The sequence below is a fragment of the Phytohabitans kaempferiae genome (genome assembly GCF_042433955.1).
GTDB classification, from domain to species: Bacteria; Actinomycetota; Actinomycetes; order Mycobacteriales; family Micromonosporaceae; genus Phytohabitans; species Phytohabitans kaempferiae.
Map to the genome: position 1 here is coordinate 14603 of NZ_JBHLUH010000081.1, position 24042 is coordinate 38644.

The 24042-nt window shown below is 71.4% G+C and carries 18 protein-coding genes; 12 read left to right on the forward strand and 6 right to left on the reverse strand.

Translation table 11 applies throughout. The features are described from left to right. Positions 1–8 precede the first annotated feature (8 nt). Genes ACFFIA_RS37540 through ACFFIA_RS37560 form a run of 5 tightly spaced genes read left to right on the forward strand, consistent with a single transcriptional unit; the run spans position 9 to position 7108 of the window. Positions 9–2213: a hypothetical protein gene (locus ACFFIA_RS37540; RefSeq protein ID WP_377260790.1), complete on the forward strand. Its 2205-nt coding sequence runs from the start codon at positions 9–11 to the stop codon at positions 2211–2213. Between the two features lie 8 nt (positions 2214–2221). Continuing rightward, complete coding sequence (locus ACFFIA_RS37545; RefSeq protein ID WP_377260792.1) at positions 2222–3907, forward strand: hypothetical protein; 1686 nt, start codon at positions 2222–2224, stop codon at positions 3905–3907. Between the two features lie 6 nt (positions 3908–3913). Continuing rightward, complete coding sequence (locus tag ACFFIA_RS37550; RefSeq protein ID WP_377260795.1) at positions 3914–4591, forward strand: vWA domain-containing protein; 678 nt, start codon at positions 3914–3916, stop codon at positions 4589–4591. A gap of 2 nt (positions 4592–4593) precedes the next feature. After that, on the forward strand, positions 4594–5469 hold the full coding sequence (locus ACFFIA_RS37555) for a protein phosphatase 2C domain-containing protein (RefSeq protein WP_377260797.1): 876 nt from the start codon (positions 4594–4596) through the stop codon (positions 5467–5469). A gap of 52 nt (positions 5470–5521) precedes the next feature. Continuing rightward, positions 5522–7108, forward strand: coding sequence for a hypothetical protein (locus tag ACFFIA_RS37560; protein ID WP_377260800.1), 1587 nt, complete (start codon positions 5522–5524; stop codon positions 7106–7108). Here the strand turns inward: ACFFIA_RS37560 and ACFFIA_RS37565 are convergent. Continuing rightward, the gene (locus tag ACFFIA_RS37565; RefSeq protein WP_377260803.1) at positions 7096–8433 is read right to left on the reverse strand and encodes a helix-turn-helix domain-containing protein; all 1338 of its coding nucleotides are present in this window, start codon (positions 8431–8433) and stop codon (positions 7096–7098) included. The two genes, ACFFIA_RS37560 and ACFFIA_RS37565, sit on opposite strands and share 13 nt — an antisense overlap. 452 nt (positions 8434–8885) lie before the next feature. Here ACFFIA_RS37565 and ACFFIA_RS37570 point away from each other — a divergent pair, with 452 nt between their 5' ends. After that, positions 8886–9137 (forward strand): hypothetical protein, encoded by a 252-nt coding sequence (locus ACFFIA_RS37570; protein ID WP_377260805.1) that lies wholly within the window; start codon positions 8886–8888, stop codon positions 9135–9137. Between the two features lie 822 nt (positions 9138–9959). On the opposite strand, the gene ACFFIA_RS37575 is transcribed toward ACFFIA_RS37570, so the two are convergent. Beyond that, positions 9960–10277 (reverse strand): hypothetical protein, encoded by a 318-nt coding sequence (locus ACFFIA_RS37575; RefSeq protein WP_377260807.1) that lies wholly within the window; start codon positions 10275–10277, stop codon positions 9960–9962. A 51-nt stretch (positions 10278–10328) separates the two neighbouring features. Here ACFFIA_RS37575 and ACFFIA_RS37580 point away from each other — a divergent pair, with 51 nt between their 5' ends. Further along, a complete protein-coding gene (locus tag ACFFIA_RS37580; protein ID WP_377260809.1) occupies positions 10329–10970 on the forward strand; it encodes a hotdog fold domain-containing protein in 642 nt (213 codons plus the stop codon). A 189-nt stretch (positions 10971–11159) separates the two neighbouring features. Here the strand turns inward: ACFFIA_RS37580 and ACFFIA_RS37585 are convergent, their stop codons facing one another. Next, a complete protein-coding gene (locus ACFFIA_RS37585) occupies positions 11160–12239 on the reverse strand; it encodes a glycoside hydrolase family 19 protein (RefSeq protein WP_377260811.1) in 1080 nt (359 codons plus the stop codon). Positions 12240–12505: 266 nt separating this feature from the next. On the opposite strand from ACFFIA_RS37585, the gene ACFFIA_RS37590 reads away from it, so the two are divergent. Beyond that, positions 12506–13714, forward strand: a complete 1209-nt coding sequence (locus ACFFIA_RS37590; RefSeq protein ID WP_377260813.1) for an MFS transporter — start codon at positions 12506–12508, stop codon at positions 13712–13714. 176 nt (positions 13715–13890) lie between these two features. Continuing rightward, the gene (locus ACFFIA_RS37595) at positions 13891–15342 is read left to right on the forward strand and encodes a M20/M25/M40 family metallo-hydrolase (protein ID WP_377260894.1); all 1452 of its coding nucleotides are present in this window, start codon (positions 13891–13893) and stop codon (positions 15340–15342) included. 95 nt (positions 15343–15437) lie between these two features. Here the strand turns inward: ACFFIA_RS37595 and ACFFIA_RS37600 are convergent, their stop codons facing one another. Both ACFFIA_RS37600 and ACFFIA_RS37605 read right to left on the reverse strand, forming a co-directional pair. Beyond that, positions 15438–15839 carry a PPOX class F420-dependent oxidoreductase gene (locus ACFFIA_RS37600; RefSeq protein WP_377260815.1) on the reverse strand — a complete coding sequence of 134 codons (402 nt, stop codon included), beginning with the start codon at positions 15837–15839 and terminating at the stop codon, positions 15438–15440. Between the two features lie 35 nt (positions 15840–15874). Beyond that, on the reverse strand, positions 15875–17179 hold the full coding sequence (locus ACFFIA_RS37605) for a DUF1906 domain-containing protein (protein ID WP_377260817.1): 1305 nt from the start codon (positions 17177–17179) through the stop codon (positions 15875–15877). A gap of 145 nt (positions 17180–17324) precedes the next feature. Between ACFFIA_RS37605 and ACFFIA_RS37610 the strand changes: the two genes are divergently transcribed. The 3 genes from ACFFIA_RS37610 (at position 17325) to ACFFIA_RS37620 (ending at position 21575) form a co-directional block, all read left to right on the forward strand. Further along, positions 17325–18275: a DUF8832 domain-containing protein gene (locus tag ACFFIA_RS37610; RefSeq protein WP_377260819.1), complete on the forward strand. Its 951-nt coding sequence runs from the start codon at positions 17325–17327 to the stop codon at positions 18273–18275. Continuing rightward, positions 18268–20496, forward strand: coding sequence for a heavy metal translocating P-type ATPase (locus ACFFIA_RS37615; RefSeq protein WP_377260821.1), 2229 nt, complete (start codon positions 18268–18270; stop codon positions 20494–20496). Before ACFFIA_RS37610 ends, ACFFIA_RS37615 begins: the two co-directional genes overlap by 8 nt. 413 nt (positions 20497–20909) lie before the next feature. Beyond that, entirely contained in the window at positions 20910–21575 is a 666-nt protein-coding gene (locus tag ACFFIA_RS37620; protein WP_377260823.1) for a slipin family protein, read from the forward strand. 679 nt (positions 21576–22254) lie between these two features. Here ACFFIA_RS37620 and ACFFIA_RS37625 read toward each other — a convergent pair. Further along, positions 22255–23922 (reverse strand): hypothetical protein, encoded by a 1668-nt coding sequence (locus ACFFIA_RS37625; protein ID WP_377260826.1) that lies wholly within the window; start codon positions 23920–23922, stop codon positions 22255–22257. Positions 23923–24042: the final 120 nt, after the last annotated feature.

The following is a 24042-nucleotide window of genomic DNA, read 5'->3' on the forward strand; positions in this document are numbered from 1 at the left end:
GCGGACCGGTGTCCGCCCCCTCCGCCCAGGCGGCTCCCGAGGCCGGTGGCGCAGCCGCCCCGCCCGCCACCGACGCTCCTGCCACCGAACCGGGCCAGGCCAGTGCACCAGCCGGCGACTCAGGCGGGCACGGCCCGGGAAAGGTCGGCGGCGCCGAAGCCGCGCACATCGATGCCGAACAGCCGGGCCGGGGCTCCAACCGCCACATGCACGAGCTCGGGGCCGACAGGCGCTTCGCCGGCGACGCGGTCGCCGGCGACAAGACCGTCTACAACCTCTTCGACGGGCAGAAGAGCGCACCACTGCGGCCGCTGTCGCCGTCGCAAGAAGGCTTCGTCCGCTTCACGTTCGTCGCCCCCAACGGGTGGGACGACCTCCGCGTGGACTTCCGCGACCGCCGTACGGTGCTGCTCTGCGGCGCACCCGGTCACGGGCGGAAGACGATGGCGATCCGGCTGCTGCAGACCGTCGAGGCTGCCGTCATCTACGAGCTGGACCCTCGCGTCGATCTCGCCCGCATGGCGGAGCGCCTCGCCGGCCAGCCGTTCGCGCGCGGGACGGCATTCCTGCTGTGCCAGCCGGAGGACATCACCCGCCTCGACGCGTACACGTTCCAGAGCATCGAGGCAGCGCTGACCGCCGCCGACGCCCGCCTGGTCGTCACGATCGGTCCCGAGGCCCAACTCCGCGACGACGGTCTGCTCCGCTACCAGCTGCAGCTGCCCGAGGCACCCGCCCGGCGGGAGATCCTGCTCCGGCACCTGACCTACCGGCTGGAGGACGACGAGGACCGCGCCGCGGAGATCCTCGAGCCCGAGGAGGTGGAGGCGCTGGTGGCCGAGACGCTCGAGCGAGACGGCATCACCTGCGAGGTCACCGCGCACCTGGCGACACTGCTCAGCCGCGAGGGCGACCGCGTGGACGCCGCCCGGATCCGCGCCCAACTGCGGCGCCGGCACACCGACGAGTTCGAGATGTGGTTCGACGGTCTCGCCGACCTGGAGCTTCGCTGCTTCGCGATCGCCCTAGCGGCGCTACACGGGCTGCCCTACGAGGAGGTGGCCCGGGCAGCCCGCCTGCTTTACGACCGGCTCTGCGACGGCGGGCCGGTGACGCTGGACGACGATTCGACGCTCCGGGTCACCGGCACTGACCCGTTCCACAACGCCCCGGCCCGGCTGCTGCGTGCGCTGCAGGCGCGAACGACCGAGACCACCGTGGTCACCGACTACGGGCGCGCGCCGGCGACCACGATCTCCTACCTCGACCCGGAGTACGCCAAGCGGGTGATCGAGCGGGCGTGGCGGAGCCACCGGATCCAGGATCACCTCCTCGACTGGCTCCGCGACCTGGTCACCTCCCGGTCCGATCAGGTACGTGTCTACGCCGGCACGACGGTCGGCGCGATCGCATGCGTCGCCTTCGAGTACGTGCGCCGTAGCGTCCTGCAGCCGTGGGCGGACAGCGACGAGCTGCACGACCGGGAGGCGGTGGCCGACGCGCTCCGGGTGGCGTCCGGCGTGCCGGCGCTGCGGCCGGCGGCCGTCTGGCTCGTCGACGGCTGGTACCGGAGCGGCAACGTCAACATGCAGTCGACGGCGGCGATCGCGCTCGGCACCCGGCTCGGCGAGACCGACACCACCCGGTCGGTCCGCGCGCTGGAGCGGCTCACCAAGGTGGACGACTTCGCCGTCCGGCTGGGTATCTGTCGTGGCTTCAGCTCGCTGCTGGTCAAGGACCCCGAAGGGCTCGTCCCGCTTTTTTACGGGGTGGTCGAGCGGTGCCTGGCCGACCCGAGGCGAGCGGTCACCGCGCAGCTAACGTTCCTGCTGGTCGCCGGCGACCTGCTCACCGACGTGCACCATCCCGACGGCACCATCGTTCGCCACCCCACACTCCTGCACCTCGCCCAGCGCCACGCGCACCTGCGGCGACCGCTGTTTCTTTTCTGGGCCCGCGCGCTCGCCGGCGGCAGCTGGATCAACGTGGCCCACATAGTGCTGCGCTACTGGGCGGCGTACGCGGAGTCCAACCCGGACATCCTGGATGCCCTCATCCGGATGGTCCGGGCGGTCAACCAGATCGACCCCATGGCCGGAGCCGCGATCCAACGCCTGGCCCGCAAGTGGAACGGCGACGAGGAGCTGATCCCGATGCCGAACGTCGGGCGGGCGGTGGGCGGCGTGCTCAACCCAGAACCCCTCGAGAGGTGAGCCAGCCCGTGACAGTTCCGCTGATCCTCAGGTCCGGGCCGGTGACCCGGCTCGACCGGAACCAGCGCACCCGTGACCCCAACATCGCCGTCGTCTACGCCACGGCGGACGGCCGGCTCGAGCTGCTGGACGACGGGCGGCCGGTAGGCCTCGCCGACCAGGTGACCGGCCGCTTCCGCAAGCGGTACGAGGTCGACATCGGCGACCACCAGCACACCGTCGAGCTGCGCACATCCCCGCCCCCGGCACAGGGTGGCGTCTACTACTTCCAGACCTTCGTGAACATCGGTTTCCGGGTGACGGATCCGATGCAGGTGGTGCGCCGGAACGTCGACGACGGGCTCAAGGTCGTCACCGACTACCTCATGGCCGCCTTGCGCGACATCACGGCCGCGTTCCCGATCGAGGCGGCCAAGGAGGCCGAGGACGCGGTCAACGCCCGCTTTCGACACGGCGTGACGATCGAGGGCTACCTTGAGCTGTACCTCTGCCGGACCCGACTCCAGGCCGACCCGGCGGCGGTCGAGTACCTGCGGCGCGAACAGGACGCCAAGTGGGACAACCAGGCGAAGGTCGCCGAGCACGACCGCGACGCCGACGACGCCCAGCGGCAGAACAGCCTCGACCTGATCCGCCAGGGCGGCTCCCTGGAGCAGCGCGCACGCGAGCGGGATGCGCTGGCCGGCCGCCCGTTCAGCATGCAGGACCTGCTCGCGCTCCACATCGAGAGCAATCCCGGTGACACCGCACGGGTAATCGAGATGGCGGTCGACATCGAGGCGCGCCAAGCGGCGTACCGCGAGGAGGCCGAGAAGCGCAACTGGGAGCGGTTCCGGTACCTCGCCGACAAGAACCTGGTGCAGCCGCCGGAGATGGGACAGGTCCGCGAGGGAGTGCTGAGCGGCGTGGCGCAGCCACCACCGATCGCGGCGACCTCGTCCGGCAACGGCTGGGACGACCCGCTCCCCGACCCGCACCATCCCGGCGCCGCACCCGGCCCGGCCGACCTGCCCGGCCTCATCCCGGTATACCTGGTCGTTGACGAGTCCTCGGCGATGGCCGCCAGCATCGAGGCGCTCAACGCCGGCCTGCAGTCGCTGTACGGCGCGGTTACCGGAGACCCGGAGATCGCGGAGGTGGTCCGGCTCGCCGTCGTGAGCTACGCCGACGATGCCGCAGTACGGATGGCTCCGCATGCAGCGCGCAGTCGCGCTCAGCTGCCGGCCTTCACCGTCGGGCCCGGCCCGGCCCGGCTGAGCGCGGCGTTCGAGCTGCTGCGGGAGTGCGTATCCCGCGACGCCACCGCCCTCAAGCGGGAGACCTCGTCCCTGCGCCGCCCCCAGGTACTGCTGCTCTGCGGAGGCCAACCCGCCGACGATCCGCAGTGGATGAGCAGTCATAACGCGCTCGTCGACCGTGCCAGCCAGCGGTACGCCCCCGAGGTGACCGCTTGCGGGGTCGGCTCCGCGCCACCGGCGACCGTGCTCGGCATCGCCACCCAGCCCGAGCTGGCGTTCGTCGACCAGACCGGCGACCTCGTCGGCGCGGTCGACCGGTTCTGGGCGTTCGCGCGGCGCCGCGTCGCCGAGTACGGCCGCGCCGTCCTCGACGGCGACCAGAACCCCCTCGTCACCAGCCCGGACGGCTTCCGCCCCGCCGCCGAGCCGGCCGCCACACCGACCCGGGGGGAGTGACCCACCATGCCGGACGTACGCGGGCAACTGCTACCCATCTACGTGCTCGCCGACGAGTCGGGATCGATGCGGGACCTGATCGGCGAGCTGAACACCGGACTCAAGGCCCTGCACGCCGCCCTGCTCGCCGAGCCGATGGCCGCGGCAAAGGTGCGCTTCACCCTCATTGGCTTCTCCGACACCGCGGTGCTGCGGATGCACCTCGCCGACCTGCGCCACGCCGCCGAGCTCCCCACCCTCGGGTGCCGCGCCGCGACCAGCTACGGCGCGGCCTTCCATGCGCTCCAGGAGCAGATCCCCGCCGACATCCAGCACCTCAAGGGGCAGGGGTACGAGGTGCACCGCCCGGCCGTCTTCTTCCTCAGCGACGGGCAGCCCAGCGACGGCAACCGCTGGTTTCCGATCCACGACCGGCTCGTCGATCGCGCGCAAACCATCGGCGCGCCGAACATCATCGCGTGCGGCATCGGCGAAGCGAAGCCGCCAACCATCCTGCGGGTGGCGACAAGGCCCGAGTACGCGTTCGTGTCCATCGCGGGTGCCGACGTTGGGCAACCGATCGCGAGGTTCTGCGCGGCGCTGACCCGCAGCATCGTCAAGTCGAGCAGGTCGATGGCGGACGGCAGGGCCGAGCTGTACGTCGACCGGCCCGAGGGCTTCCACATGGCGATCGACGTGGTCTGAGCATGAGTTTGATCCACAATCCGCCAGGACCTGACCACTGGGCACCGATCGTGGTCGACGAACCCACCTACCCGTACGACCCGCGCCCCGCCCCCGGGCGGCAGCCAGACACGATCTGCGACGGCTGGACCACGCCCGACCTCGTGGTGCGCATGGCCTCGGTACGTGGCAACAGCCACCGGCACGCCGGGCAGTACCGGCAGGACGACGCAGGCGTCGTGCCGCACCCACCGTCCGGGGCGGTGCTCTTCGCGGTGATGGACGGGGTGTCCAGCGCGCCCCTGGCGCACTTCGGTGCCCGCATCGCCGGACAGGCCGCCCTCGAAACGCTCGCGCACCTGCTGGATGGGGGCGGCGGCCGGGTCGACTGGGGCGAGGTGCTGAGGGCCGCCGCCGACGCGCTGCTGCACCACCCCCTCCACGGCCTGCGCCCAGGCGAGACGCCCACCGACGTGGAACGCCGGCTCGGCACCACGATCGTCACCGGAGTCGTCCGCCCCACCCGGTCCGGCCTCGTCGCCACCATGGTCCGGGCCGGCGACTCCGGGGCCTGGCTGCTGCACGGCTCCCGGTACGTGTGCCTCTTTGACCCCAAGGGCGCCGGCCGGGCGACGGTTAGCTCCGCAGTCGCCGCTCTGCCGCGGATCCCGGCCCGGATAGAACGAGTCGAGGCGCCGGTGGCGCCCGGGTCTGTATTGCTGGTCGGCACAGACGGCATCGGCGACCCGCTCGGCGACGGCACTGGGCTGATCGGCGCGCTTTTCGCCCAGGTGCTCCAGCGGCCGCCGCCGCTGCTGGGCCTCGCCCACGCGGTCGACTTCTCCCGCGACACGTTCGACGACGACCGCACGCTGGTCGCGATCTGGCCCCGCCCCTGACCGGCCACGCCGGCCCGTACACACACGCCGGCCCGTACACATTGGACAGCGAATGAGCGTATCCATCGGCGCACCAGTCAGCGCGCCACGCCTAACCACCGTCCGCGAGCTGGGCGTGGGCGGGCAGGGCACGGTCACGCTGGTCGAGGCGCCGGAGCTCTTCCCGGGGCAGCTGGCCTTCAAGGAGTACCCACGGGCGACGCTCGAGGAGGCGGACGTCGCACTACTGGGCCGGCTGGTGGGCCTGCCCGCGCGGGCCGGCGACGAGCTGCGCACCCTCCTGGACGAGCGCGCCGCTTGGCCGGTCGCCACGGTGCATCGCGGTGACGCCGTGTGCGGGTTCCTGATGCGGCCGGCGCCGGCGGAGTACCTCGCTGAGCTGAGGCTGCCGGATGGGCGCCGGCCTCACCTGCTTGCGATGGAGTTCCTGCTCAACCCGCCCGAGTACATGTGGAGCATCGACCTCCAGGTCACCGAGCGCATGCGGCTGGGACTGCTGCGCGAGCTGGCGGGGATGCTCGCCGTACTGCATCGGGAGCGGATCATCGTCGGTGACCTGTCCCCCAAGAACATCCTCGTCGCGCTGCGGCCACCCCGCTGCTTCCTGCTCGATTGCGACGCTATGCGGGTCGCCGGCGAGTCAGTGCTTCCCCAGTTCGAGACGCCTGACTGGCGGCTGCCGGCGGGCGAGGAACTAGCCACGCCGGCCAGCGACCGCTACAAGTTCGGCCTGCTCGCAGTACGGCTGCTGTTGGCCGACCAGGCCGCGGGCGATCCCGGGCCGCTGCGCGCCATTCCCGCGCTCGTCCCACTTGCCGACCTGGCCGCGCGCAGCCTCGCCGCGCCACCTGTACGGCCAGACTGGAATGAGTGGCTCACCGCGCTGGACGCCGCCCTGCCGCTGGCAAGCGATGCCCTTCCCGCCCCGCCAGCGCTACCGGTATCCGCCCCTCCTACCACTACGCCGCCGATGCCGCCGTTCGGACCGCGGCCTGCGCCGCCGCGTCCCGCTGGCACCGGATGGACGGGAGCCAAGACATTCGCCCTGGTGATGGCGGTCACCGCAGTGCTGGTGCTCCTCCTGTGCGTCGCTGCCAACGGCGGCGGGGAGAGCGAGGCCGGCCCCACCGGTAGAACGGACCAGTTCACAACGGGCGAAGGCACGCCCGGGTACCAAGGCGACACCGGGTCCGGCGCCCCCGCTGGGCCAACCCCTGAGCGGCCGGATGGCGTCGGCATCGTCGGCGTACACACAGCCAACGACGATCCTAATCTCATCGCCGTGGCGGGGTTCTTCGACAGGTACTTCCGAGCGATCAACGACAAGGATTGGGCGGCCGTGCTTTCGCTCTACGCCCCAGAGGGGGTGATCGACCCCGGCGACGAGCGGCACCGCGCGTCGTTCATCAAGGCGATGTCCACGACGCGAGACGAAGACATCCACGTGGTGTCGGTGGACTCCACCGTCGACCCGGTCATCGCCCGGGTTAGATTCGTCAGCAACCAGAGCCGTGGGTACGGGCCCAAGAACCGGCCGGACGAGACCTGCACCCGCTGGGACGTCACCTACGCCCTGACCCGGCACGGCGACGACTACCGGGTCTACCGTCCGCAGCGCGCCAGGAATCAGCCCTGCTGAGCACCGGACCTCGGGCGCACCGCTCCCCACCGGCTCTCGTGGAGGCGCAACGACAGCCTGGCCGCGACCGGATCGCCGGGGCGGCGTCGCAGCACCGCCGCCAGCCGGCGCAGGTCGGCCGCGACCGTCGCGGACCGGACCACCGCCTGCGCGTCCAGCACCTGATCCGTCAGCTCGCCGGCCTCCTGCATGCGCCCGCATGTGGCGAGTGCCAAGGCTTGGCGGGCCGCGAAGCGGGCGCGGGCCCGGGTAGCGTGCGCCGGGATCCGGCTCACCGTGTCGCGCAGCACCTCCGCCGCCCCAGCCGCGTCGCCGAGTTCGTACAGCGACCAGCCGGCCGCCGCCTGCGCGTGGTCAGTGACGTTGGCGCTGCCGATGACGGCCTCCCGCTCGCCCGGCGGGTCAGCCGCGAGCAGCTCGCGAGCCACGTCGAGCGCACGGAAGCAGTCGTCTCGACGGTTGGCAAGCGCGTGGCCCTGCGCCTCACGCTGCTCGGCCAGGCCACGGATGCGCGGGCGGCACCGGGCCCGCCGCGCACGCTGGGCCGCGCTGATGGTCTCGTCCGCTTTCCCCTGGTACATCGCGATCAGCGCGTAGCGGACCAGCGCGTACGCGGCCATGTCGCCCTCGTCGCCGGCCGCCGCCGCGTAGCGCACTGCCTGCCTGGTCCACCAGCGCGCACCGTCGTCGTCGCCGCACTCCTGCGCCATCCACCCGGTGTACTCGGCGTAATCAGCGACCAGCGACAGGGCGCGCCGGCGGTCGGCACCTCGGCATTCGCCGGCGAACAGGCTGAGGGTGTGCGCGTGCGAAACCAGGGTGGGCATCAGCATCCGCGCGTCCATGACCTGCCCGAGCGCCCGGGCTTGCGCGTACCACGACCGGAACGTCTCCAGCACCGAGCGGCCCGGGGCGGCGTGACCCTCGCCCGCCGGCTGGAACGGCCGCTCGGCCGCGCCGGCCAGGCCGGCCGCGCTCAACAGGCCGGTGGCGAACAGTTCGCGCCGGCTGGCCATGAGGAACCGTGCCTTGTTGTCGTCGTACCGGCCCAGGTCGTACACCAGCACCTCGCTCGCCTCATCACGGGACGGGCCGGAGGCCTCGTCCTCGCCATCGGCCACGAGCGAGGCCAGCGCGCCGTCGCACCCGAGAGCCGCGTCGCAGAGACGGGCGAGGTCTGGACTTGCCCCCTTCACGCCGTTCTCGACCTTGCTCAGGTGGCTCTTGCTGTAGTGCACGAGCTTCGCGAAGGCGTCGAGGGAGTATCCTGCCTCGACCCTCCGGCGACGCAGTTCCACGCCGAACAGCTTGCTTCTCCGCTCCACGAACCTCACCACGTTTCCCGTTGTCGCCTCGCACCATCCTCATGCGACAGACAACCTCTCTACCACGACGCCCGTCGTCAGATATCCGATCGCGGCACCGCCAGCCCCGCCGCACCGCCCTCGGGCGCGATCGAGCGGGAGCGATCAGGCGGTCGGCGGCTGGCGGTGCGTCGGCGGCGGGCCGGACCCGCCGGTTGCCTTCATCGTGGAATCTTTGGATGGGCCTACAAGGGGTCCGGGGACTGTGCCGATGGAGGGTGTGCGGGGTCGGCATGTGCATACGCGAAGGTGACACGCTGGTCACACACACCCGGTCGCGCTTGCCCACCCAGGTGCGCGTGGCCACTACCCGGTGGCGCATCGAAAGCGTTCCAGACTAGCAAGACGCCACCAGGGTTGGATGAGCACCCCGTCCGCCGCAGGGACTCCTGGACCGACACACCACCCTGGTCATGCTCGCCCACGCCATCCTGGCCATGATCGCCGCCCGTGGACGCACCCGGACCCGTCCCAGCGACCAGAAGCTGATCCCATTGACCGTCAACGAGATCCGCCGCCTGTTCGCCAAACGCTTCGCCGCCACACCGCACACCATCACCCACTGGCTGGCTGGTCCCGCTGGCGCTGCCTATACCAAAGGCCCGCGCCAAACCAGCCACTATCGACGCCGCGGCCAACTCGCTGATCGACCAGCACCTGCATGACGAACTCCGGCTGGAGTGTTCGCTAGGACGTCCTCATCGGATACGACGCGATCGCGATCAAGTCGGCGACGACCTGGTCGAGCGGTCGGCTGGCATCCAACTCATGCATGCAGTTCGCTCTGAGTACCGGCTCGATCCTGGCGGGACCTCCAAGATCATCGCTCGTTCCACCGGCGCCTTCCCGAACGGGTCGACACGGCCACCCGAACGAGCACTTCCGGGCCGGCCACGGTCGTCCAAATGGCGTACCGGTCTTGCCCAGGGAACACGCCTACTAATCCCATAGAGCCAGGGCCAAGCCGCATCCGAAAGGAGGCCCCGGCCGCGCGCCGGCCCGTCGCTCACCCTAAGCCGGATAGGCGCCTGAGTAGGCTTGGAGGCGCCTCCTCTAGTTGGGCCGAGAAGACGGGCTCAGGCTCCCCGCGGCGGCAGCGGCCACGTGCCGTCCAGCACGACGAACGTCGGATCGCTGCTGGTCATGCCGCGTTCCCATGTTGTACGGGACCCGCCGGGGGCACCACCCATCCGACCAGCGCAAACAGCGCCGCTGATCAGCCCGACCCACACCTGCGTTGCTGCGGCGGCGGACTGCCTTACCCGCCAGTAAGCCGAGGTGGTGTAGCTCACGGGCGATTCTTCAGCGCCCCCCGCAACGCGGAATCCAGGGATCCATCGCCGATGCGTTAGTCGCGCGCGGCATCAGGAGAGGGCCAGGCCACGGACCGGTACCTCGATGTACGGCCAGGCCGACGTCGCTGCCGTGCTAAAGAGCCTCGAACCCGGGGCAAGCGCCAAGCGGCGGACGCAGCCGAAGCGGGCGGTTCAGCCGCGCAAGGCTGGCCGACGGCGCGGGCGAGCGGAGCCGGTGGTGCAGCCACGTTCCGAGATCTGCCCCTCGTGCGGCATCGCAGTGCCGTTACAGGGCCAGTGCGGCTGTTCGTGAGAGGCCAGCGTGCCGCCGCACAGCACCGCGGCGCTCACCATCAGGTACAGGCCGAGGGGCTTGATGTTCGTCCACAATGCTGTGTCTTTCTTGGACAGTGCGCGGGAGACGACCGCTGCGCCCCAGGTGCGCGTCGAAGAAGGCGGCGCCATCAGGTCGCCGCCTGGCCCGTCGAAGTACCTTGTTGTGGTGCGCACGGCGCGGCGGCCGGGCTCGTCGCTCCGGCGGAGAGACTTCTGGGGGCACAGATGATCATCGCGGGGCGCTTCAACGGGCCGCCTGGGTCGGGAAACGGCGGCTACAGTGCGGGCACGTTCGGTGGAGGCACGGCGCGGGAGGTGACGTTGCGGATGCCGCCGCCGCTCGACACGCCGCTCACCGTGGTCGGCGACCGGATCCAGACCTCCGAGGGCGCCGTGGTGGCTGAGCTCGCGCCGGCCGGCCCCATCACCGTCGTGGTCCCACCGATCGGGTACGCCGACGCGGTGGACGCCGCCACGCGCTACGCCGGCTTCGCCGAGCATCCCTTCCCCACCTGCTACGTCTGCGGCCCCGAGCGTCCCGACGGCCTGCGCATCTTCCCCGGCGCGCTCGACGACGGCACCACCGCTGCCCCGTGGACCGTCCCCGATGACGTGTCCGAGCCGGTGGTCTGGGCGGCCCTCGACTGCCCCGGCGGCTGGGCGGTCATCCAGGGCGGCCGGCCGTACGTGCTGGGTCGCATCGCCGCCCACGTGGCCCACCTGCCCGCCCCGGGCGAGCGGTGCGTGGTGCGCGGCGCGCTCGCCGAGACCGAGGGGCGCAAGGCACTGGTGCACACGACGCTGTACGGCCCGGACGGCGACGAACTCGCCCGCGCCCGCGCCACCTGGATCGCCATCGCCCGTTGAGGCCCTGGCGGGGAGGGCCCGCGAGCCACCAACCACGCCGCAAGCCACCGAGCACAGGGAAGGTCACGAGCCACCGAGCACACCGCGAGCCACCAAGCACGGGGAAGGCCGCGAGCCAAAAAAGCGAGCCAGAAACACGGGAAGGCCGGGCGGCACCACCGCGCCGCCCGGCCTTTCGGAGATACCTCGTCAGCAGCTCAGGTTGCCGCCTGGGGTGGTGCCGAGGATCTGGACGAACCGCTGGTAGTTGTTGATGCGGCTCTGCACCTGGGCGGGGTTGCCGCCGTTGCACTCGATGGAGCCGTTGATGCTCCGGATCGTCTCACCGAAGCCGGCGCCGGTGACCATCGCGTTGTGCGGGGTCATCCGGCCGGGGCCGGTCTGCGTGTTCCAGTACCAGAGGGCCGTGCGCCAGGCGACCGACGCGTCGTTCTGCACCAGCCACGGGTTGGTGAGCAGCGGCAGGCCCAGCGCGTCGCCCGCGGCCTTGTAGTTGAAGTTCCAGCTCAGCTGGACCGGACCGCGGCCGTAGTACGCGGCCTGGCCGGCCGGGCAACCGTACGGCTGCGAGTAGTCGCAGTAGTGCGGGTAGTTGGCGGTGTTCTGCTCGACGATGTGCACCAGCCCGCCCGTCTCGTGGCTGGCGTTGGCGAGGAAGGCGGCCGCCTCCTGGCGCCGCACGGTGTCGGAGCCGGTGCGTGCGAAGGCGGGGAAGGCGCTCAGCGCGGCGACCAGGCCGGAGTACGTGTAGAACGAGTTCCGGTTCGGGAACATCTGGTTGAACTGCGCCTGGCTCACCACGAAGCCGTTCCCACCGGGGGGCGGCGTGGTCCCGGGCGGCTGGCCGCTACAGGTGTACGGGTCCCAGTACCAGGTGCTGATCGTGGGGTCGTAGCCCGGGTTGCCGTGCTCGGCGATGTAGTACTGGCCGTTGGTGTACCGGACGATCGCGCCGGCGTTGTACCACTGGCCGGCGACCCAGTTGGGGTGGTTGCAGCTACCGGACGGGGGCGGGGTGGTGCCGCCGCCGCATGTGCCCTGGTCGGCCCAGACGCCGGTGGTGCCAGGCGGGGCCTCGCCCTGGGTCCACCACTTCGCCTGCCAGTTGCGGCCGTTGTGGGAGGCCGTCATCCCTCCGGTGTAGACGGACGACGCCTGCCACGGCGCCGCGCAGGCGGCCGCGGACGCGGTGGTCATCGGCACGATCGCCGCCAGAGCACCACCGATCACCAGCGCCGCGACCGTCGCGATCGTGCGCACTCTGAACACGTGGTCACCTCCTCGATGTGTGGTCGTGACGTTCATCGATGAGGTGAGAGCGTAGCACGATAAATAAACTTTCCTAACAATTACCGTCAACGCGAGCCGACATCCGCCAGGCCCGAGACGAGCACGGGCAGCGATGGAGCATACGGAAGGATCGAGTTTCCGGAAGGGCAGTAGCCGAAAAGGACGCTTCGAGCGAACACACCGAGGGCCATAGACCGCTATAGTGACCTGACTATCGAAAAGTTTGCGGTAGTTAGTGAGGCAGCATGCGCCACCGCCACACCTCGGTCGCCGTCGCCTACATCGCCTTCGTTCTCGTCGGGATCAGCGCCGGCGTCAACGGCGTGCTGCTGGTCGCGCAGATGGACGACTACGGCGTCTCCCGCGCCACCATCGGCATCACCTTCTTCACCGGGTCGGCCGGTTTCGTGCTCGCCGGCGCCACCGCAGGCTGGCTCATCCACCGCTACGGCACGCGCCTCGCCCTCGCGGTCGGCGGCACGGCGTACGTGCTGGCCGCCCTCTACACCGCCACGCGGCCGCCGTTCGTGGCGTTCGTCGTGCTCCAGGTCGCCACCGGCTACGCGATGGGCACGCTCGAATCGGTGCTCAACGCGTACCTCGCCGCGCTGCCCAACGCGACCACGCTGCTCAACCGCCTGCACGGCTTCTTCGGCGTGGGCGCGCTGATCGGCCCACCGCTGGCCACCTGGATCACCGGATTCAACACCTGGCCCGCGGTGTGGCTGGCGCTCGCACTGGTGGCGGCGCCGATCACGGTGGGCTTTCTGGCCACCTACCCCCGGCATGGCGACGACCCCACGAAACAAGAGCAGACCACGAGGGAACGGTGGCTGCGCACCACACTCCGCCAGTGGGGCGTGCTGCTCGGCGCGATCCTGCTCGCCGTCTACGTCGGGCTGGAGATCGGCGTGGGCAACTGGGGCTTCAGCTACCTGGTCGAGGCACGCGACCAGGGCGAGGTGCTCGCCGGATACGGCGTGAGCGGATACTGGCTGGGGCTCACCGCCGGCCGCTTCCTGCTCAGCCCGATCGTGACGCGGCTCGGGCTGACCGCGGTGGGGCTGATGTACACCTGCCTGGTCGGCGTCACCGCCGCCGCGCTCTTCACCTGGCTGCTGCCCGGCACCGGCCCGGCCGTGGTCGGCCTCGTCCTGCTCGGCTTCTTCCTCGGGCCGATCTTCCCGACCGCGATGGCGGTGGTGCCGCGAGTCACCAGCGCCCGCCTGGTGCCCTCCGCGATCGGCGTGATGAACGCGGGCTCGGTGGTCGGCGGCTCCGCCCTCCCCTGGCTCGCCGGGGTCGTCGCGCAGAGGGCGGGCGTGTGGACACTCCTCCCGTTCACGCTGGTCCTCGCCCTTCTCCAGCTCGCCGTGTGGTGGCCGATGGCGCGGCTGGTCAAGGCCCGGCGGGCACCGGTCTCCCAGCCGGTTCACGCCGAGACGCTCGCGTGAGGGCGACCGCCGCCGTGCCGGTCGCCCTCACTGCGGGCTGGTCATAACCTCGACCCGAGTACGTTATTGAGCTGTTTCTATCCGTCCGCGCCCGCCATATCCTGCGGCTGCCGGTAATCCCGGCGCTCCCCTCGGTCCTAGGAGGTCGCGTGAGACCCTCGTCGATCCTGCGCGGGATGCTCGCCATCCCGCTCGTGGCGGCCGCGGTGGCCGTGCCCGCGTCGCCAGCAGTGGCCGCCGCCCCGGACATCTCGCTCGCCAACGTCAAGGCCCACCTCCAGCAGTTCCAGTCGATCGCCACGGCCAACGGCGGCAACCGGCGCGCCAACACCGCCGGGTACACCGCCTCGGTGAACTACGTGGCCAACCGGCTCACCGCCGCCGGATACACCGTCGTGCGGCAGAACTGCACCTCCGGCTGCACCTCCGGGGCCGGGCCAAACGTGATCGCGGACTGGCCGGGCGGCGACCCGAACAGCGTGTACATGTTCGGCGCGCACCTCGACGGCGTGGCCGCCGGCCCGGGCATCAACGACAACGCCTCCGGCTCGGCGATGCTGCTGGAGCTGGCGCTCACGCTCGCCGCCAGCAGTCCCAGCCTCACCAGCCACGTGCGCTTCGCCTTCTGGACCGACGAGGAGCAGGGGCTCAATGGGTCGGAGTTCTACGCCAACACGCTGCCCACCGCCGAGCGGGCGCGGATCCGCGGCTACTTCAACTTCGACATGATCGCCTCCACCAACGGCGGCTACTTCATCAACCGCATCACCTCCGGCGTGGGGCAGGTGCTGAAGGCGTACTACGACTCGATCGGCGTGCCGACCGAGGAGAACACCGAGGGCGCCGGCCGCTCCGACGACGCCTCGTTCAACGCGATCGGCGTGCAGACCTCGGGCGTGGCCGCCGGCGCCTCGCGCGTGAAGACGGCGGCGCAGGTAACGAAGTGGGGCGGCACGCAGAGCGCCTTCGACCCGTGCTACCACCGCGCCTGCGACACGTACCCGAGCAACATCTCGGACACGGTGCTGGACCGGGCCAGCGACGCCGCCGCGTACGCACTGTGGACACTCGCCACCGGCACGCCACCGGTGACCGTGTGGTCGGACACCTTCGAGACCGCGACCGGCTGGACCGCGAACGCCTCCGGCACCGACACCGCCACCGCCGGCCCGTGGGAGCGGGCCGACCCGGCCGCCACCAACTCCAGCGGCGCCAAGCAGCTCGGCACCACCGTCTCCGGCGTCTACGACCTGGTCACCGGCCCGCTGGCGGGCACCGACGCGGGCACGTACGACGTCGACGGCGGCACCACGAGTATCCGCTCACCAGCCGTCACGCTGCCCACCGGCGGCACGCTGGCGCTCTCGCTCTCGTGGTACCTGGCGCACGGCAGCAACTCCTCCAGCGCCGACTTCTTCCGCGTCTCGATCGTCCACAGTGGCGGTACGACAGCGCTCTTCACGCAGCCCGGCGCGGCTACCAACCGCAACGGCGCCTGGGCCACCGGGAGCTGGAACATCTCCGCGTACGCCGGCCAGCAGGTGCGCTTCCTGGTCGAGGCGGCGGACGCGTCCGGCGCGAGCCTGGTCGAGGCGGGCGTCGACGACGTACGCGTCACCCGGACCTGAGGGTCCAGCCCGCGACGAGCGCTCCCCCGGGGCGCTCGCCGCGGAGCAAGGGATGCGGCCCGACCAGACCCACGACGTATCGCCGCCCGGGAGGGCTAGCTGGGGCCGGCGCGCGTGATCGTGACGCGCAGCAGGACCCGCTCGTCGCGCTCCATCGTCGCGCGGTAGTCGTCCCAGTCTGGATGCTCGCCGGAGATGCGGCGGTAGTAGTCGACGAGCGGCTCCATCGCCTCGGGCAGGTGAACGATCTCCGCCGTGCCCTCGACGTAGACCCATTCGCCGTAGAACGCGTCGGTCATGACGCAGAGCACGACGCGCGGGTCGCGCGCGATGTTGCGGGTCTTGACCAGCCGCTCGCGCGCGCTGATCACGACGTGCCCGGCGCTGTCGACGCCGACGGTCACCGGCGACATCTGCGCCCGCCCGTCGGCGTGGTAGGTGGTCAGCACGGCCCGGTGGTTGCGCTGGATGAACTCGCGCGCCTTCTCGATCTCCACGCGTGCCAAGGCTACGCGCCGGCCGGCGCGTCGCGTCATCGCCGCCAGGGGGTGCGGGGCGGCTGGCTGCACTGGCCGCTGAAGCAGGTGACCATCCGGTGCCGGGTCACGTCGAGCTGGTTGCTGTCGATGTTGATGGCGACGCCGCCGTGCGTCTCGACGTGGTCGCCGCGGTACTGCTTGATCCGCCGGCCCGGCATCCAGAAGCTGGCCGGGATCGCGGCGTCCTCGACCGTGGCGACCCCGTCCCACCGGGCGAAGTCGATGTAGTCCGGGCGGGCGTACGCGGTGTTGTTGTAGTTGTCGACCAGGTCGGCGATGGCCGCGCTGACGCTGCTGTAGACCGACGAGCGGTAGCCCTGTGCGTGCAGCGCCCTGGTCCATCCGGAAAGGAACTCCAGCACTGCCTGGCTGCACGTGCCGCCGCGCGGGTAGTACTCGATGTCGGCGATGATCACGCTCTCCCGCGCCAGGCCCAGCGCCGCCGCCTTGCTCGCCGCGTCGTCACCGGCCGCCCGCCCCTGCGCGGTCGCCTGGGCCGGGTCGATGCGGTTCCGGTACGTGGTGCAGGGCGCCTGCAACCCCACGTAGATCGGGAAGATGTGCCAGCCGTTGGCGGCCTGGCGGGCGACCCACTCGGCGGTGAGGTTGGGCTGTGCACAGCCCCGGGAGACGCCGCCGATGTAGACGCCGATCGCGCGGTACGGCGAGGAGAGCCAGGCGTCCATCGCGGCGGACGAGGGGGCGGTGCAGGCGTCGAAGCCCAGCCCGGTGAAATCGCCGGGCACCTCGACGGGGGCCGCCGCGAACGTGCCGGGGCCGCGCGCCACGCCAGCCAGCGTCGCGGCCTTCGCGCCGGGCCGCACGCGAGCGCCGCGCAGGATCCCCTCGACCGCTGTCGGTGCCGTGCGGTAGGTGGCGGTGACGAGCACGCCCGCGCCCTCGACCGCCACCGCGACGCGGTGATCCACGGTGGACGAGAGCTTGGCCGGTGAACGGTGCCCGGCCGGCACGCGCAGCACCGGGCCACCGGCCGAGCGGGCGGACACGGCGTCGAGCGGCTCGATCAGCAGCGCGTCGGTCGTGCCGACCAGGCGGGCTGGGCAGTCCTGCCGGGCGCCCGGCCGCCCCAGGTAGACGGCGTTGCGGTCGAAGCGCACGCAGGCCCGCGGCTGTTTCGCCAGGTCGACCACCGGCCACGCGGCGGGCACCGTCACCGCGTATCCCCGATAGGTCACGGTCTTCGTCGGCGCGGGCCGGGCGGAGGCGGTCGGGATGACGGCGACCGCGATGCCTCCGGCGAGTGCGACGGTGGCGGCGCCCAGCAGGGCCTTACGCAAGCGAGCGTGCATGACCTGGCCGTTCTCTCTCGTGGGGCAGCCCCCGCCGCCTGCCCGCCGGACCATATCAGCGAAACGGCGCGCACGAGGGCCCGGACAACCAGCCGACTTGATACCCCCTGGGGGTATGGGTATGCTGGGCGGCATGAAGACGCCAACCAGGATGGCCGGCTACGCCCTCGGGCTGGCGGCGGTTTTCGCCGCCGCACTGGGCACCGGTCGCGTGGTCGGGGGCCCGGAGCCGGTGCCCCCACCGGCCGCCCACGACGGGGGCGGGCACGCCGAGAGCGGCGACGGGCACGACAGCGCCGCGCCCGAGGTGCCCGGTGGGCTGCTTGTCGCGCAGGATGGCTATCGGCTCGTCCCGGTCAGCGGCGGGCTGCCGGTGGGGCGGGCGGAGCCGTTCCGCTTCCGGGTCGTGGGGCCCGACGGCCAGGCGGTGACCGACTACACACCGACCCACGACAAGGATCTCCACCTCATCGCGGTGCGCCGCGACCTGAGCGGCTTCCAGCACGTTCACCCCACGATGGCGGCGGACGGCACGTGGTCGATACCGCTCGCGGCGGCGGCGCCCGGGCAGCACCGGATCTTCGCGGACTTCCAGCCGGCGGCCCGCGACGAAGGGCTCACGCTGGGCGTGGACGTGCCGGCGAGCGGCGACTACCGGCCCACTCCCCTGCCCGCGCCGGCACGGGAGGCGACCGTCGACGGCTACACCGTGCGGCTCACCGGCGACCTCGTCCCCGGCACCGCGTCGAAGCTCACACTCAGCATCAGCCGGGACGGCGCGCCGGTCACCGACCTCCAGCCTTACCTCGCGGCATACGGGCACCTGGTGGCCCTGCGCGAGGGTGACCTGGCCTACCTGCACGTGCACCCGGAGGGCGAGCCCGGCGACGGGAAGACGGCCGCGGGACCCGACATCACGTTCTACGCCGAGGTGCCGTCGGCCGGCGCCTACCGGCTGTTCCTGGACTTCCAGCATGCTGGGAAGGTGCGGACGGCCGAGTTCACGGCGGTGGCGGGCGACGCCGAGCTGCCGCCGGCGCCGCCGACGCCGGGCCACGACGACGACGGGCACGGCCATGACTGAGGGAGGAGGACGCGCGATGCACCTCATCGAGCTGGAGATCGGCGGTATGACCTGCGCGTCCTGCGCCTCCCGCATCGAGAAGAAGCTCAACCGGATGGACGGGGTCACCGCCAGCGTCAACTACGCCACCGAGCGGGCGGCGGTGACGGTGGCCGACCCGGCGGTGAGTGTGGCCGACCTGATCGCCACGGTGGAGAAGACCGGATACACGGCGGCGGTGCCCACGCCCGAGCCGACCGCCGAGCCGGCCCCGGAGCGCGACGAGCTGCGTACGCGGCTGCTCGTCTCGCTGGTGCTGACCATCCCGGTGATCGCGCTGGCGATGGTGCCCGCCTGGCAGTTCGACTACTGGCAGTGGCTCTCGCTGACCCTGGCCGCGCCGGTCGTGGTCTACGGCGGGCTGCCCTTCCACCGGGCCGCCTGGATCAACCTGCGGCACGGCGCGGCGACGATGGACACGCTGGTGTCACTCGGCACGCTGGCCGCGTTCGGCTGGTCGGTGTGGGCGCTCTTCTTCGGCACCGCGGGCGAGCCGGGCATGACCCATCCGTTCCGGTTCGCGATCGAGCGGGGCGACGGCTCGGGCAACATCTACCTCGAGGCGGCCGCCGGGGTGACGCTGTTCATCCTCGCCGGCAGATACTTCGAGACCCGCGCCAAGCGCCGCGCCGGCGCCGCGCTGCGGGCGCTGCTGGAGCTGGGCGCCAAGGACGTCGGCGTGCTGCGCGGCGGCACCGAGGTGCGCATCCCGGCCGACCAGCTCGCGGTCGGCGACCGGTTCGTCGTACGGCCCGGGGAGAAGATCGCCACCGACGGCGTGGTCGAGGAGGGCTCATCCGCCGTCGACGCGAGCATGCTGACCGGCGAGTCGGTGCCGGTCGAGGTGGGCGCGGGCGACACGGTGGTGGGCGCGACGGTCAACGCGGGCGGCCGCCTGGTCGTGCGCGCGACGCGGGTCGGCGCCGACACGCAGCTCGCCCAGATGGCCGCGCTCGTAGAGCAGGCGCAGACCGGCAAGGCGCAGGTGCAGCGGCTCGCCGACCGGATCTCCGGGGTCTTCGTGCCCATCGTGATCGCGATCGCGGTCGGCACGCTCGGCTACTGGCTCGGCACGGGCAACGGCACGACGGCCGCGTTCACGGCCGCGGTGGCCGTGCTGATCATCGCCTGCCCGTGCGCGCTCGGCCTCGCCACGCCCACCGCGCTGCTGGTCGGCACCGGGCGCGGCGCCCAGCTCGGCGTCCTCATCAAGGGGCCCGAGGTGCTGGAGTCGACGCGCACCGTGGACACGGTCGTGCTGGACAAGACCGGCACGGTGACCACCGGGCAGATGACGCTTGCCGACGTGGTGACGGGTGCGGGCGAAGACCGCGACGAGGTGCTGCGGCTGGCCGGCGCGGTCGAGGCGGGCTCCGAGCACCCCATCGCCCGCGCGATCGCCAAGGCGGCCGCCGAGCGGAGGGAGCTGCCTGCCGTCGACGCCTTCGCGAGCAGCCACGGCGTGGGGGTGCACGGCACGGTCGACGGGCGGCGGGTCAGTGTCGGTCGACCGTCGGAGGCGGAGCCCGTACCAGATGATCTCGCGGCGGCGATGCGGGCGGCGGAGGCCGCTGGGCGGACGGCCGTGGTGGTGGCCTGGGAGGGGTGTGCCCGTGGCGTGCTCGCGGTGGCCGACGCGGTCAAGCCCACCAGCCGGGAGGCGGTGGCCGCGCTGCGGCGACTCGGCCTCACCCCGGTGCTGCTCACCGGCGACAACGCCACGGTGGCGAAGGCCGTGGCCGCGGAGGTCGGCATCGACGAGGTCATCGCCGGCGTGCTCCCGGCCGGCAAGGTCGACGTGGTCAAGCGCCTCCAGGACGAGGGCAAGGTCGTCGCGATGGTCGGCGACGGGGTCAACGACGCCGCAGCGCTCGCCCAGGCCGACCTCGGGCTGGCGATGGGCACCGGCACCGACGTCGCGATCGAGGCTTCCGACCTGACGCTGGTGCGCGGCGACCTCACCGCCGCCGTCGACGCGATCCGCCTCTCCAGGCGCACGCTCCGGACCATCAAGTCCAACCTGTTCTGGGCCTTCGCCTACAACGTCGCCGCCATCCCGCTGGCCGCCGCCGGCCTGCTCAACCCGATGATCGCGGGCGGGGCGATGGCGCTGTCGTCGGTCTTCGTGGTCTCCAACAGCCTGCGCCTGCGCGGCTTCACCGGGTCGGCTCCACAGTCGTAGAGGGCTGCTCCAGCAGGCCGATGGTTCCCGGACCGGAGCACTTCGCCCCCTTCGACCTACCGCCCACCTTCACGGAGCCTGACCCAGCGGTGCACTCCACGATGGACAGTCCGGCGGAAAATCGTGTGCGGGCCGGTGGCCTGCTGCCGTAACGTCTTTGTGGGGACACGCCAAGCGGCGCGCCGGCATCGCCGACCGCGTTCCGCGCATCGGGGTCTCTACTAATGGCATGAGCCGAAAGGCCGAGGTTCGAATCCTCATTCACCAAAAGGGCGACCCCGCGCGACCCGACCCGTCGAGGTGACGGTGGTGCGGCTATGCGGGCTTGCGACCACGGTCGCAGACGCCCCCGCCGCACGGCCGTGGGTCGCGCGGGGTCCGCTCCGTCCTCAATGGACTCGCGGAGGTGAGTCGTGGCAAAGGTTACCGTGATGGACTGGGAGCGCCGCCTCCTCTTCACCGACGGCAGGTTCGTGCGCGTGCTGGAGCCCGGGCGCCACCGCTACCAGCGCCGCCGCTCCCGCCTGCTCACCGTCGACATGCGCAAGCGCGCCACGCTCGTGCCCGGCCAGGAGCTGCTCACCGCCGACGGCGTCACCGTCAAGGTCTCGGTGCTGGTGGCCTGGCGGGTCACCGATCCGCACGCCTTCCTCACCGCGTCGGCCAACGCCGAGGGCGACCTCTACGTCGCGGCCCAGATCGCCGTCCGCGACGCGGTCGCCGCCATGTCCTTCGACGACGTGCTGGCCGACCGCGCCGGCCTATCCACCGGCCTCGCCGATGCGGTCACCGCCCAGCTCGACGGGCTCGGCATCGAGCTGGTCGCGGCCACGGTCAAGGACCTGATGCTCCCCGGCGAGCTGCGCCGTGCCCAGACCGAGACGCTGCTCGCCCGCGAGCGCGGCAAGGCGGAGCTGGAGCACGCCCGCGCCGAGGCGGCGTCGCTGCGTACGCTCGCCAACGCCGCGCGGCTGCTCCAGGAGCATCCCGCGCTGCTCCAGCTCCGCACCATCCAGGCGGCCGCGAGCCCGGGCACGACGGTGGTGCTCACGCCGGATCCGAGCTACGCGCCCCGCTGACCCTCGCCCGCCGGGCTCCCCGGCGTCAGCCTTTGACGCCCGCTGCCTCCACGGCCCGCTCCAGCAGCGGCAGGTAGAACTCGTCGTCCGCGCGTTCCAGCAGCCGCCGCAGCCGGGTCTCCAGGTCGCCGCCGTTGACCACCTGGAGGCTGGTGGTGACCGCCGGCTGGCCGGTCGTGGTGTCGGCCGTGCCGGTGTTCTGGAGCGCCGGCCGGACGCGCCGCTCGGCAGCGGCTGCGTGCCGTCCTTGGCGAGCAGGTCGCGCAGGTAGTCGACGTCGGCCCGGTGCACGTTGCGGTGGAACAGGTGCACGGCACAGTCGGCCCGCAGTCCGGCGTTGCCGCCGGTGTCGTTGACCGGGCTGCCCAGGCCGGGCGTGTCGATCAGCCGGAGGTCGGCAGGCAGCGCCGCCGCGACCGTGCTGACGAGGTGCGCCGGGGTGCGGCGGCGCAGCGGCGACCGGGACCGCGTGGCCGGCGCCGCCGGCAGCAGCTCGGCCATCGCCCGTAGTCGGTCGACAGCCGGCGATGTGGGCATGCGCGAATCTCTCCCATGTGGACTTTGCCTCTCCGCCCGAGTATCGGCGAGCCGCAGGGCGGGGACAAGGCAGGCGGTCTACGCGTACATCACATGTCCACCGAACGGTGGGGCGCCCCCGTCGGCAGGCCAGACCTCCGCGTTACGCCAGCGTCAGGATGTCGTAGTAGTCGAGCCGGTCGACGGTCACCTTCAGCTTCCCGTGGCGGCAGGAGAAAGCCGGCGACCTCGACCCCGCGAAGTCGGGCGAGACCAGCTCGACCCGGCGCGGGCAGGACGCCAGGTCGGCCTCCACCGTGAAGCCGGTCTGCGGCACGATCCCCTGGCTGTAGTTGTGGTTGACCAGGTGCAGCGTGCGGGCGCCGGTGCCCCGCCGCACGAGCAGGCTGGCCGACACGCTGTCCGCTCCGACCCGGACCGCCGCCGCCCCGATGGTGTTTTCCCGGAAGAGCGAGGCGTGGGTCTTGTAGAACCGCGTGTGCGTCCGGAAGAACTCCAGCATCCCCAACTGCTCGGCGGTCGGGCTGCCCACCGTGTCCTTGAGGTGGAAGGCGGGGAAGATGCCGTTGGCGTACGCCTCCGCGCCGAAGATCCGCCAGTAGTCCTTCTTCTCCGCCAGCGGCAGGTTGAGGTAGTTGGTCATCATGTCGTTCGGCCAGTCGATGAAGACCACCACCGGCACGTCGCCCGCGATCCGCGCGCTCTGCTCCTTCAGGTACCGGTACTGCGACTGGAGCGACTTGGCGCCGTTGAGGTGGCCGTCGACGACCGGCACGTAGTCGGCACCGCGGAAGTCGGGGGTCTGCTCGTCGGGGTTCCACGGGTACATCCCGACGCTGTTGAAGTCGACGTACGGCCAGAGCCCGTTGGAGGAGACGAGGATCCGGCGGTGGGCGGTGCGCCAGGCGTACGCCCGCACCTCGTCGACCATCTCCTTCCAGTACCGGCGGATGTACGTGGCGGTGAACGAGGTGTCCTCGGCGTACATCCGGTTGGCGACCACGCGTCCCCACTCTGGGGCCATGGGGTTGGCGGCGTTGAGCGGATCGAGGTTCCAGCCGCCCGCCTGGAGGTACTCCCGGTAGTTGAAGTTGCGCGCCAGGTCGCCCGCCGGCACGTCGCGGCGCACGATGTTGTCGTCGGTCATGGCGAAGCGCGACTTCCAGTCGGCGGCGGTGAAGGACGGATACTTCGCCAGGAGGTAGCGGTTGAAGTCGGCGATGGCATAGTCGTCAAAGCCCTCGTTGCCGTTGAAGCCGTACTTCAGGCCACCGCTGAAGCCCGCGTTGATCTCGTCGAGGTTGAGACCGTCGACGCCACCGTCGATCTGGATCTTCGCCCAGCCCAGCAGGTACTCCCGGTATCTCGGATTGAAGATGTTGCCCCGGCGCGCGGGGACCGGAAAACCAAACTCGTCATGGGGTACGGGGTTGCCGTCGGCGTCCCGTGTGGACATGTCGTCGAAGATCTCGGTGGTGACGAAGTCGTGCGGGAAAATGACGCTGGCCGTGCCGCTGCCCATGAACGTGATGCCCTTGGCGCGGTAGCGACCGATCTGGGCGAAGTTGTAGTCACTGGCCTCGTCGCCGTTGGTGGACCACTTCCCGATCGCGCGGATGTTGATGTCCGGGTCGAGCGCGTAGACCTGCGGATCCTCCTGCTCCACGTCGGACTGGCTGAACCCGTACACCGTGAACTCGCCGGGCCGGACCGGAGCGGCGATGGCGCCCGTGGCCGGCTGACCCGAGACCGCGAGCGCCACCGCGACGATGCCCGCTGACCAGCGCACTACCTCAGATCGCCGTGGCATCGCATCCCCCTGGCCGTTGCTCGGCACTGCCTCTCGGCGGACTCCGGAAGCATATGCCGGCGCCATCCATATAGGAAGGCGTCGATACTCTTTCGGGTCTGCCAGACGCGGTGTGTTTCA